An 11,357-nucleotide genomic window follows, 5' to 3' on the forward strand; every position below is an offset into this window, starting at 1 on the left:
CAAGCACGCGCAACCTCCTGCGCGATCGAGCAATGCCCCACCGGCGCGCTGCGCGCCCGGTGGGAGACGCGCTTGTGTCAGCCAGGATCGCCAACCTGCGCGGCGGCACGAGCCAGACGGGCGAGCACCTCGCGCTCCTGCACCTCGCCCACGGAGACGGGCGGCGAGAGCGCGTCCTCGACCTCGGCGTGCCCGCCGCTGTAAAGCGGGCGAACGGCACCTGGGAGCGCGCGGTGCAATCTGCTTCGCAGATTTCCTGAAATTGGACGCGAAACTCCCTTACGCTGGCCTCCCGGGATCTGCCTGGAGGAGGAATGTTCATGCGTCGATGGTCCGTTCTGCTGTGCGCTTCAGCTGTCGTTGCATGTGGTTCGGGGGACGACTCTCCGGGGAACGATGCGTCGGGCGGCGGCGACATCAGCTCCGGGGGAGGCGGAAGCGCGGGAGACGGGGGAAGCGGCGGGGACGGCGGGCTCTCTCACCCGTTTCGCTATGGCGCCAACCTCGGCCACCGCAACGTGGACTGGGGCGACGACAAGGAGGCCACGCTCGCGGCGCGAGCGGGCGTCCGCAGCCTCCGCATCAAGCTGCCAGCGGCCCACCTCGCGAGGTGGGGATACGAGATCGAGGTCGGGGACATTCAATCGTACGCGTCCCTGGGCATGGCGGACCATATCGGATTTCTCATCGGCTCCGAGTCGGTCGATCTGACGGTGGCGCCGGCCGACGCGGAGGACTGGCAGAACGAGTACTATATCCCGAAGAGCCTTTACGAGCCGATCTTCTCGGCCGATGGAACGGTGAATCCGGGCAATGCGTGGGCCTCTTACGTGTATCGGACCGTCGACGCCTACAAGCCCTGGGTCAAGCTGTGGCACGTGTGGAACGAGCCCGATTGGGTGGCCGACTGGCGCGTCACCGAGACCTGGAGGACCGAACCGCCGAAGGCCGCCGATCTCCCCCGGTTCAACGGATCGATATTTGACTATATACGAATGCTGCGCGTCACGAAGGAGGCCGCGCGCAAGGCGGATCCGAACGCGCGGATCGCGACGGGGGGGATCGGATACCCCTCGTTCCTCTCGGCGATCCTGCGCTACACCGACAACCCCGACGGGGGGGCGGTCACGCCAGATTACCCGGAGAAGGGCGGCGCCTACATCGACGTGCTCGATTTTCACTATTATCCGATCTTCAGCCCGAAGAGCTCGGATGCGTCCGTCGACGATTTCCTCGCGTCGAAGGACGCTTTCGCCGCGACGCTCGCCGACGCCGGGGCGGAGGTGCAGGGGTGGAATGTCTCGGAGAACGGCGCGCCGCTCGCGCGGACGCCGGAGTACCCGGAGGTGGGGAGCCCGGAGTACGCGCGAAACTACCTCATCAAGATGATGACGATGGCGCAGGCGCGCGGCATCGGCGGCGTCGACTGGTTCATTCTATCGAACGGCGAGGACGGGAGCGACGACGTGTTCGCGCACATGGGGCTCTACAACGACGTCGGCGCCCTCGCCAGCGTGGATGAGGCGACGAAGACCGACCTCGGCAAGGCATATACCACGCTCAACGATGTCCTCTTCGGCACGTCCTACGATGACGGCGCGACCAGGGAGCTCGCGCTGCCGGGGGGCGCTCGGGGCGCCGTGTTCACGAAGGACGGCAAGCGCCGGCTCGCGCTCTGGGCCGTGACGGCGAGCGGCACGGAGGACGCGTCCGCGAGCGTCGAGCTCGCGACGGCAACGGGGTTCGAAGTCCACGCGTGGGACGGAGCGAAGACCTCCGCCGACGCGAGCGGCGGCAAAGTGACGCTCGCCCTCTCGGGCAGCCCGGTGCTGCTGATCGAGCGGTGACGGCCGCGGCGACCCGACCCAGGTTGCGGCGACCCGACCCAGGTTGGGCCCGATCCGACCCAGGTTGCCCAACCTGCAAACCCGACCCAGGTTGCACGCCTGCCCGCCGGCCCCTGGTTGAGCTGCGGCAACGCAGCAATTCAGCCCAGCTGAACTCTACTCATGTCACGATCGGACCCCGGCCAGGCGAACTTAAAGCCAAGCTGGGCTAATTGTTCGTTTTCCCGGACGAACCTCCCCGTTCGATCGCGCAGAGCCGATCGCAACCCCTCCGTCCCCACTCCTACACATTCGGAACGGCATCGTCCCTGCACATCCCATTGCGTACAGTGCCGCACGACGATCTGCGGCCTACACCGCCGGCCCAGACGGAAGCGCCCCATGACAAGGCACGGATGCCCTCGCCCGTCCCGCCCGCCTTCCTGCAGCGCCGCCGCTGTGGCTCTACATCGTGAGCACGACGTCGGCCACGCTGGCGCCGTGAAACGTGCGCATCCACCACGTCCCCGCGGGGAATACGGCGTCGCGTACGCCAGCACGCCATCGCTCGAGTGCCGCACGGTACAACGTTCGAAATGCACGCACAGCGGCACCAGCGATTCGCCACGCGTCTCCCTGCTCGCGACCAACCGCAAACGTTGGATTGCCGTCGCGCAGCGGCTCGAAGCTCGTCACGCGCTCGTAAGGGGACACCTTGCTGACTCTCTCGGCGCCCAAGAAGTGACGTCCTTGCCGCTGCACCTCCGCGCGGGCCCGGGCTTCCTGTCGCTCGATCTCGGCAGAGACGTCCTGGCGAAAGCCCTCCGCGCTGTCCTCCTCGATGGCCGGCGGCAGCGCGAGCGAGACCGTCACCTCCTCGGGCCACTGCGGGTTTTCCGGGTCGAGATACACCGAAGGCCGTGCCGCGCGCAGCACGCCGCGACCGAGGTCGTCCACGTCCACCTTGGCGCCCGGCCACTCGCGAGCATGCTGCACCAGGCCAGCGGCGACAGGATTCGCCATGACATAAGCAATTTTCTCCACCACCGCCGCGCGCGTCAGCAGCCGCACCACGCTCGTGGCCTCGTGGTCCCACACCGGGCCTTCCCACCCGCGAAGCACCTTCGTGCCGAGCGCGACGATGCGATGGAAGAATTGCAAGAACCGCGGCAAGACGCCCCTCGAGTCGGTCACGACCAGGTGCAGATGCGTTGACATGGCGCAGAGCGCATGGACCTTGATGCCGTAACGGCGGGTTGACACCGCGAGCACGTAGACCAGGAGCTGGGTGATTGCCGCATCCGGGCGGAAGAGCAGGTGCCGGCGCAGGACGCGACGGGTGATGAGGTAGGTGGCTCCGGCAGCGATCTCGCGGGGCTGGCTCATGACAGGCGCAACAAGACAAGTGCCGTGCCAGGGATTTTCGCCAATCATTTCGCCGATTCGCCAAGCTTCGTGGGTGGCGGCCGCCTGGCGGTCCGCCACCTTAGCTGGAGCCATTGCTTACGCTAGCCCGACCTGGGTTGCGGTTAGTAGTCCGACCCGAATCGGGACGCCAAGCTCGAACTGCCAGCCTGGCCCACTGCCAACCTGGGTCGGCCCCGGTGGGCCCGGCCAGCCTGGCCCACTGCCAACCTGGGTCGGCCCCGGTGGGCCCGCCGGGTCGGTCGCCCCCAACCTGGGTCGAGTCGTCATGCCGTTGTCATGGTAGCGTCCGCTCATGGAGCTCCGCCTGCGCGGCCTCACCCACCTCGATCCGCTCGCCGTCCCGCTGCCCCACGGCACCGAGGTGACAACCCGGGTCGACCGCGTCCTCGGCGAGCGCCGCGTCCCGCAGGGCGCCATCGGGCGCGTCGTCGGCTCGGCGGGCGCCGAGCTCGACGTGATGCTCGTCGGCGTGGGCGTCGTCCGCTACCGCCGGGACGAGCTCGTCCCGCGCAAGACCGGCCAGGTGCGGCACGCGGAGCGGCGCAGCGCCGCCTGGGACGCGCTCCTGCCCGCCATCGTCCTCGAGGCCGTCGTGGGGTCGCGCGCGTGGGGGCTCGCGAACGAGGGGTCCGACACCGACCGGCGCGGCGTCTTCGCCCTCCCCTTCCCTTGGACCACGGGCCTCGCCGAGCCCCCGCGGGACCTCGTGAGCGCCGACGGCAGCGCCTCGTACTGGGAGGTCGAGAAGGCCATCCGGCAGGCCCTGCGCGCCGACCCGAACACCCTCGAGCTGCTCTTCGTCCGCACCGCCGAGGCGCGCGACGAGATCGGCGCCTGGATCCTCGAGGCGCGCGACGCGTTCGTCTCCTCGGCCATCTATGGCAGCTTCGGCCGCTACGCGCTCTCCCAGCTGAAGCGGCTCTCGCAGGCGCACCGCCTCGCCGAGCACCGGGAACGGGTGCTCGAGTGGCTCGCCGACGACCCCTCGCTGGCGCTCGACGACGTCGCCCGGAAGCTCGCCGCCATCAGCCCGCGCGCCGCGCCGACCCAGGTTGACCGGGAGCTCCAGGCGAAGGAGTACATCAAGCAGCTCTACCGCTCGCTCCACGACCAGGGCTTGCTGCCCGCGCGCGACTTCGCCTCGCTCGCGGCCTTCGCCCGGGCCGACAGGACGTCGCTCGACCTCTCCCGCGACCTCCGCCCCAAGAACGCCTACAACCTGGTACGCCTCATCGCGACCGCCATCCGCTGGCTGCGCGACGGCGAGGTCGACCTGGTCGTGCAGGGCGATCTCCGCGAGACGCTCCTCGCCATCAAGGCCGGCGCCTGGCCGCTCGATCGCACCATCGAGCTCGCCGAGTCGATGACGCCCGAGCTGGAGGCCGCGCGGCTCGCAACCAGGTTGCCGGCGCACCCCGACGTTCCCCGCGCCGACGTGCTCCTCCGGCGGGTCCGCGAGGCGATCGCCCGCCGGCACCTCGCGGCGGAGCCCGGCCCCCTCGGCAAGGACGCTCCCCCCGCGCCGGTCGCAACCTGGGACGACGGAGACGCGGCCCCCACGCCCGGCAACGACCCCACGCCCGGCAACGACCCCGCGCCCGGCAACGAGGAGAGAAAGGACGACGGATGAACCCCCAGGTGCTCGAAGCAAAGCAGCAGGAGGTCGCGGCGCGCGTCATCGCCGAGGAGGAGGCCAAGCGTTCGCACCTCGTCATCGCCCTGAGCGGCGCCCACGCGTACGGCTTCCCCTCGCCGGACAGCGACCTCGACCTCAAGGCGGTTCACGTCGAGCCGACCGAGAAGCTGCTCGGCCTCCACCGCGGCAACGCGAGCCCCGAGCGGATGCAGGTCATCGACGGCGTCGAGATCGACTACACCTCGAACGAGCTCCACCCCGTCCTCATCGGCGTCCTCCAGGGCAACGGCAACTACATCGAGCGGATCCTCGGCCCCCTCCAGCTCCACGTCGATCCCGACCTCGCCTCGCTCCGCCCGCTCGTCGCCGCCGCGCTCTCGCGCCGGATCTTCCGCCACTACGTCGGCTTCGCCACGAGCCAGCTCCGCGCCTGGGACGCGGGAGGCCGCTCGTCGGCGAAGAAGCTCCTCTACGTCCTCAGGACCACGTTGACCGGCGCCCACGCCCTCCGGACGGGCGAGATCGTCACCGACGTCACCGCGCTCCTCGACCTCTACGGCTTCAGCGCCGCGCGCGAGCTGGTCGAGGCCAAGCGCGCCGGAGAGCAGGCGCCGCTCGCTCCCGACATCGCCGAGCGCTGGGCCGAGCAGATCGCCCGCGCCTTCACGACCCTCGAGGCGGCCCGCGATCACGCCGTGCTGCCGGAGGAGCCGCCCAACCAGGGAGAGCTCAACGACTGGCTGCTCGCGCTGCGCAAGGCGCGGCTCTGAGGCGCGGCGAGGGCTCGCGGGCTCGCCAGCCCGGTCTCACCGCGGCAGCGAGCAGCCGTCCCCGCACGCGTTGCGGCCGTCGCCGCACTTCACCGCGCGCCCCTGCCCCACGCAGGTCACCTGGCATCCTCCCCCGGCGTTGGAGCACGCCACCGCGCACGAGCCCATGCACATCACCTGGCACCCTCCGACCCGATTGCACCTCACCACGCTCCCGTCGCCCACGACGTGGGCGCACTTGTTCACGTCCTCGCACGTGATCGAGCACCCTGCGCCGCAGGTGACCTGGCACGTCTCCGCGTTGCGGCAGTCGGTGGAGCAGCCGTCAGCGCACGTCGTGTTGCACCCCTTGCTCCTCGCGCAGGAAGACTGGCAGTCAGCGGCGCAGTGGCTCGCGCAGCTCTCTCGATCGGAGCAGCTCGGCCTGCAGCCGGGCGCGTCGCCGCACGTCAGCAGGCAGCTCACCGGCACGTTCCCCGGACTGCCGCCCGGGCAAGTGCAAGGCACGCCCGGCGGGCAGCCGGCGGGGTCGACAGCGAGCGCCGCAGCGCTCCGGGCCCGCGCGGCATCCGGCAGGGACACCGGCGCGCCGCTGTCGCCAGCGTCGCCGGCGCCCTGGTCGCGGGAGGGCCAGAGCAGCAGCACCAAGCCGACTCCCACGCAGAAGAGGAGCGCCCCCACCCCGCCGACGACGGCGATCTGCGTCGCTCCCGGCGCGCGCGGCCCCCGCCCCCGGGGCGCGGCCCCCGCCGCGACCGGATGATAAGGCTGGCCCGGAGGAGCCCCCGTCGAGGCGGCCACCGCCGCCGGCATCACCCCCCCCGGCGGGCTCGCGCTCGGGAACTGCGCCCCCACCGGCGGCCCGTCGGGGATGGCCCGGCCGTACGCGCGCGTGCGCTCGTCCATCCTGGCCAGCTCCCCCGTCGCGAAGGGCGGCTCCTCGCCCCGTCGCAGCGCGCGCACGTCGGCGAGCATCGTTTGCGCGTCCGGGTAGCGACGCTCGACCTGGAAGGCGAGCGCGCGGTCCACGACGCGCGCGACCCGCGGATCCACGCCCGGCGCCACCGTCGAGAGCGGAGGAGCCGGCGTCGTGCTCCTCCTTACGAGGAGCTCTCCCTCGGTGAGCCCGTCGTCGTCGTGGACTCGACGGTTCGCGAGGATGGTGAACATCGTCGCGCCCACCGCGTAGAGGTCGGCCCGCCCGTCCACGTTCCTCCCCAGGATCTGCTCGGGCGCCATGTAGCTGGTCGTGCCCAGCACCGCGCCCGTCCGCGTCTTCAGCCCCGAGCCGCCCTGCTTCATGCGCGCGATCCCGAAATCGAGCACCTTGAGCCGCCCATCGCGGGTCACGAAGAGGTTGTCGGGCTTGATGTCCCGATGGACGATCCCGGCGTCGTGCGCTGCCTTGATGACCTCGAGGAGCGTGTCCATGTGGGCGAGGAGCTCGATCGAATCGATCGTACCGAGCCGCAACACGCGCTCGCGGAGGCTCTCTCCGTCGAGCAGCTCCATGACAAGGAACGGCTCTCCTCGCTCGGTCACGTCGATGTCGTGGACCTGCACCGCGGCCGGGTGCCCGAGCCGCGCGGCGGCGAGCGCCTCCTGCTCGAAGCGGGCGCGGAGCTCCCGGGACACGGCGCCCTCCGGGTGCAGGATCTTGATGGCCACGCGGTGCCCCACGTGATGGGTGGCCGCGTAGACGGCGGCCATTCCCCCCGCCCCGATCAGCGCGTCAATCCGCCATTTTCCGTGGAGGATCGTCCCGACGCGGGCTCTCAGCCGCTGGATCTCGTCCTCTTCCGCTTCCGACATCGGCGCGGAGGCTAGCACGGGCTGCCGCGCGGCCGGCTCGCGCGGAGGCCGCGCCGCGCGCGCGGCGCCCTGTCACGCCCCCCGGCCGCGGCCGCGGCCCGCCGTCTCCCACGCCGTCGCCACCGCCTCTTCCGCGCTCGCGACCGACACGATCCGATCCGAGCGCCGGTCGTCCACGCGCCCCCCGGCGAGCTGCCTCGCCCAGCCCCCGCTCGCCGCGAGCGCTATCAGCGGCTTGCCGAGCTGCCAGGCGACGGCGATCTCGCTCAGCGTGCCCGCGCCGCCGCCGACGACGACCACCACGTCGGCCATGGCGACGACCACGATGTTGCGCCCGATCTGCATGCCGGTCGGCACGACGATGTCCACGTACGGGTTGGCCGTGGACGCCTCGTACCCTGGCAGGATCCCCAGGATATCGCCGTCGCGCCACGTCGTCGCCTCGCGCCCGCCGCGCGACACGGCGGCCATGACGCCCCCCAGCCCCCCGGTGACCAGCCGGAACCCCGCCTCCACGGCGCGCCGCCCGAGCTCGACGCACACAACCTCGGTCGCCGCGTCCACCGCGAGGCCGTTGCCGATCACCGCCATCACGGGGCGGCGCGGCACGTAGGGAGCGATGTCCCGCTTCGTGTCCTCCTCTTCTCGCTCGTCCCGATCGTCGTCCATCACGGCTCCCGCTCCGGCGCCCGCCATTTCTTCAGCCGGCCGAGGAGCTGATCACCCAGCTTGGGCTGTTCGATCTTCCCGAACCAGATGCTCCACCCTGGAGGGCGCGGGCCGGCCGAGCCCACCCGAGGGCAGTGCTCCCCGGGCCGCCGTCCGTGCGCCGGATCGAGCTAGCCCCCGCGGCCGCGTGGAGTCAAGGCTCGCGCCGGCGCCGCGTGGTCGCGTGGTCGCGTGGTCGCGTGGTCGCGCTACCGCTGGGCCGGGTAGAGGCCGTCCACGGCGTCGGCCCAGAGCTTGTTCATGGCCACCCGTCCGGCGGGATCCGGGTGCACCTTGTCGGTGAACCGGTCGGGGTGGTCCTTGAACCACGTATACAGGTCCGGCCCAGGAGGGAGGCCATTCTCCTCCGTCAGCGCGTCGATCGCCTCGTTGAACACAGGGACCGCGTCGTGGTTGCCGTCCGGCGAGAACGGGATGTGCGCGAGCACCGGGACGCGGCCCGCTGCCTCGATCTTGTCGATGATCTGCTGCAGGTTTGCCTTGAAGGTGCTCGGGTCCGTCTGGCCCCAGGAGTCGTTGGTGCCGTAACCGATGGCGAAGTAGTGGAAGTCGGGGTTCAGCTCCAGGACATCATCGATGCGATCGAGCGCGCTGGGCTTGTCGCTGCTCTTCGTGAGCTCGCTCCCGATGCCGCCGTTGATCATCGCCGGATAGTGGGCCGGGTGCGCCGCGTGCACGTTCTCGGCGAAGCTCGGCTGCGTGGCCGGGGTGTCGCGGTCGTAGGCGTACGCCGTGATGCTGTCGCCCAGGAAGAACCACGTGTCCTCCGCGCCCTTCGAGATGTCGTGCACGTCGATCTCGTCGAGCTGCACGCCGGTGTCGTCGGTCGTCGCGGGGGCCGCGGTCACGACGAGCCGGACCCAGCTCTTTCCGCCGAAATCGAAGCTGTGGGCGCGCGTGCGGACCGGGTTGTCGGTCACCTCCGCGACCTTCGTCCAGGTGCCGTCCGAGCCGTTCGTGGAGTCGCTCGACGTCTCCACGCGGTAGGCGCCCGGCGCCCCGTATTGCACGTCCGTGTAGTTGTAGTTGTACGAGGCCGTCCAGCTCAGGAGCAGCCGCTCGTACCCGGTGCCGACCTGGATGGCGACCCACGCGGGCGCGGCCGAGGTGGGCTTGCCCGCGATCCAGGTCCCCGCCGACCTGTACTTGCCGTCGTTGATCACCGACGCCGTCCCCCCCGAGGCGAAGGCCGGCTTGCCGCGGGAGATGATGGGATTGGGCACGATCCCCTGCGCGTCCGCACCGCCGCCGGCGCCGCCGCCGCCGCCGGTGCCGCCGCCGCCGCCCGTGCCGCCGCCACCCGTGTCCCCGGCGCCGCCCGTACCACCGCCCGCGCCGCCCGTGCCCTGCGCGGTGGTGCTCCCGGAGCCCCCGGAGCTCGCGGACGAGCCGCCCGTGCCCCCGGAGCTCGCTGACGAGCCGCCGCCGTCGTCATCCGAGCAGGCCGACAGGAGGACCACCGCCCCCAGCGCAAGGGCCAGGAGAGGTGACTGGTGAAATGAACGAAAAGCCATCGAAACTGACCTCCAGCGCCGGGCACTCTGGGGCAGTTCGGCGCCACGATCAACACCTCCGTCATCGATCCGCGCCGACGAAGTGAACCGGTAAAGTCGCGTTCGCTACATCACGGCTCGCAGCAGCTGAGGGCAATGTGCCGTCGGGAGGAATTATCAACTGAAACGGTAAATATCCAGAGATGTTCTCCGTGGCGCCGGCGGGACGGCAGGTCCTCGCGACGGACGGCATCCACGTCGAGCGCTCCCACACAGGCCAGCACGCACGACGCCAGGCGAGCGACGAGCGGCGCCGTCGGGGGGCGCTCCGGCGACACCACCCCATACGGCGCGCTTGACACAGACGACAGTTCCAGCGTCCATGCGCCAGGAGACGGCACGCGAGGGGTGAACCAGTGAACGCCAAGCAAGAGCCGAGACTGCGCGCGCCGGGACGATCGAGGGCGGCAGGGCTGGTGGCGGGGCTCTTGGCGGTCGCCATGCCCCTCGCTGCAGCGGCGGACCCCTCGGGAGCTCCGGGCGCCCGCTCGGCGGCGGGAGGTGTCGAGGGCCTGGCTCAGAGCGCCGCCCACTTCCGCCTGGCCAACGGCCTCGAGGTGCTCCTGGAGGAAGATCACAGGCAGCCGACGGTCGCCGTCCTCGTCGCATACGAGATCGGCAGCCGCGATGATCCGCGGGGCTATAGCCAGCTGGCGCACCTCGTCGAGCACATGACGTACCGGGGCTCACGTCACATGAAGCCGTTCGATGCCCTGAGCCTGCTCGAGCGAGCGGGGGTGCACCGCATGAACGGGGTCACGAGCCCCGACTACACCGCCTACTACGCGCTCGCGCCAGCGGCCGCGCTCCCCCTCGCGCTGTGGATCGAGAGCGAGCGCATGGCATTCACGCTCGAGCGCTTCAACGAACAGGCGCTCACGCTCGAGCAGAAGATCGTGCGCAACGAGCTCTTGATGAACGATGGCATCGAGGGCATGTTCCGGCGCCACACCTGGCGCGCCATCTTCGGGCCCGCGGACGCCTCATCTCATCCCTCCAGGCCTTTGAACGGCTCGCGCCACGCCTCGATCTCGTCCAGCTGGTTCGACAGCCGCTGCACCTCGGGGTAGTCCGCCAAGGGCAGCCGCGCGCGCGCGGCATACGGAAAGACGAAGGCCACGCGGAAGTCGGCATAGCTCAGCTTGTCGTCGATCAGCCAGCGGCGGCCCTTCAGCAGACCGTTCAGGACCTCCGCGAACTGTCGGAACTCCTTCAGGTGCTGGTCCATCACCGACTGCTCTGCTCGGTCGGTCGTGAACGTGGGCTTGACGATGTACTCGAAGTAGAGCGCGCTCGCCGGCGGATTGAAATGCTGGTGCGCCCAGCTCAGCCAGCGCAAGAGCTCCGGCAGACGAGCGGGCGCGGGCCAAAAGTCCGAGCCAGTCAGCTGACACAGGCGACAGGCAATGGCGTCGGCCTCCCAGAGGGGCGCGCCGTCCTCGACGAGGATCGGGACGCGCGTGTTGGGGTTGAGCGTTCGGAAGAACTCGATCTGGTCCGGCGCGAACGGGGCCGCGCGGATGAACTCCACCGGCGCCTGGACGTGCCGCGCCACAGCCACGGCGAGACGTGGGTTTGAGTTGTACGAGTAGTAGAGCTTCAT

At 70.5% G+C, this 11,357-nt stretch carries 10 protein-coding genes; 5 read left to right on the forward strand and 5 right to left on the reverse strand.

What is annotated here, in order from left to right:
• Nucleotides 1-74: 74 nt before the first annotated feature.
• A complete protein-coding gene (locus tag WME95_RS38975) occupies nucleotides 75-260 on the forward strand; it encodes a hypothetical protein (protein WP_437904399.1) in 186 nt (61 codons plus the stop codon).
• Between the two features lie 60 nt (nucleotides 261-320).
• Nucleotides 321-1,847, forward strand: a complete 1,527-nt coding sequence (locus WME95_RS38980) for a hypothetical protein (protein ID WP_437904400.1) — start codon at nucleotides 321-323, stop codon at nucleotides 1,845-1,847.
• 444 nt (nucleotides 1,848-2,291) lie between these two features.
• On the opposite strand, the gene WME95_RS38985 is transcribed toward WME95_RS38980, so the two are convergent.
• Nucleotides 2,292-3,212, reverse strand: a complete 921-nt coding sequence (locus WME95_RS38985) for a transposase (RefSeq protein WP_437904401.1) — start codon at nucleotides 3,210-3,212, stop codon at nucleotides 2,292-2,294.
• A gap of 334 nt (nucleotides 3,213-3,546) precedes the next feature.
• On the opposite strand from WME95_RS38985, the gene WME95_RS38990 reads away from it, so the two are divergent.
• Nucleotides 3,547-4,884 carry a DNA polymerase beta superfamily protein gene (locus tag WME95_RS38990; RefSeq protein ID WP_437904402.1) on the forward strand — a complete coding sequence of 446 codons (1,338 nt, stop codon included), beginning with the start codon at nucleotides 3,547-3,549 and terminating at the stop codon, nucleotides 4,882-4,884.
• Entirely contained in the window at nucleotides 4,881-5,660 is a 780-nt protein-coding gene (locus WME95_RS38995) for a nucleotidyltransferase domain-containing protein (protein WP_437904403.1), read from the forward strand. Before WME95_RS38990 ends, WME95_RS38995 begins: the two co-directional genes overlap by 4 nt.
• 36 nt (nucleotides 5,661-5,696) lie before the next feature.
• On the opposite strand, the gene WME95_RS39000 is transcribed toward WME95_RS38995, so the two are convergent.
• The 3 genes from WME95_RS39000 to WME95_RS39010 all read right to left on the reverse strand — a co-directional run bounded on the left by WME95_RS39000 (nucleotide 5,697) and on the right by WME95_RS39010 (nucleotide 9,715).
• Nucleotides 5,697-7,472: a protein kinase domain-containing protein gene (locus tag WME95_RS39000; RefSeq protein ID WP_437904404.1), complete on the reverse strand. Its 1,776-nt coding sequence runs from the start codon at nucleotides 7,470-7,472 to the stop codon at nucleotides 5,697-5,699.
• 72 nt (nucleotides 7,473-7,544) lie between these two features.
• A complete protein-coding gene (locus WME95_RS39005) occupies nucleotides 7,545-8,141 on the reverse strand; it encodes a TIGR00725 family protein (protein WP_437545014.1) in 597 nt (198 codons plus the stop codon).
• Between the two features lie 248 nt (nucleotides 8,142-8,389).
• Nucleotides 8,390-9,715, reverse strand: coding sequence for a GDSL-type esterase/lipase family protein (locus tag WME95_RS39010; protein WP_437904405.1), 1,326 nt, complete (start codon nucleotides 9,713-9,715; stop codon nucleotides 8,390-8,392).
• 479 nt (nucleotides 9,716-10,194) lie between these two features.
• On the opposite strand from WME95_RS39010, the gene WME95_RS39015 reads away from it, so the two are divergent.
• The gene (locus WME95_RS39015; protein WP_437904406.1) at nucleotides 10,195-10,824 is read left to right on the forward strand and encodes a M16 family metallopeptidase; all 630 of its coding nucleotides are present in this window, start codon (nucleotides 10,195-10,197) and stop codon (nucleotides 10,822-10,824) included.
• On the opposite strand, the gene WME95_RS39020 is transcribed toward WME95_RS39015, so the two are convergent.
• Nucleotides 10,743-11,357, reverse strand: coding sequence for a glutathione S-transferase family protein (locus WME95_RS39020; protein WP_437904407.1), 615 nt, complete (start codon nucleotides 11,355-11,357; stop codon nucleotides 10,743-10,745). The two genes, WME95_RS39015 and WME95_RS39020, sit on opposite strands and share 82 nt — an antisense overlap.

The organism is Sorangium sp. So ce327 (assembly GCF_051530205.1).
Lineage (GTDB): Bacteria > Myxococcota_A > Polyangia > Polyangiales > Polyangiaceae > Sorangium > Sorangium cellulosum_B.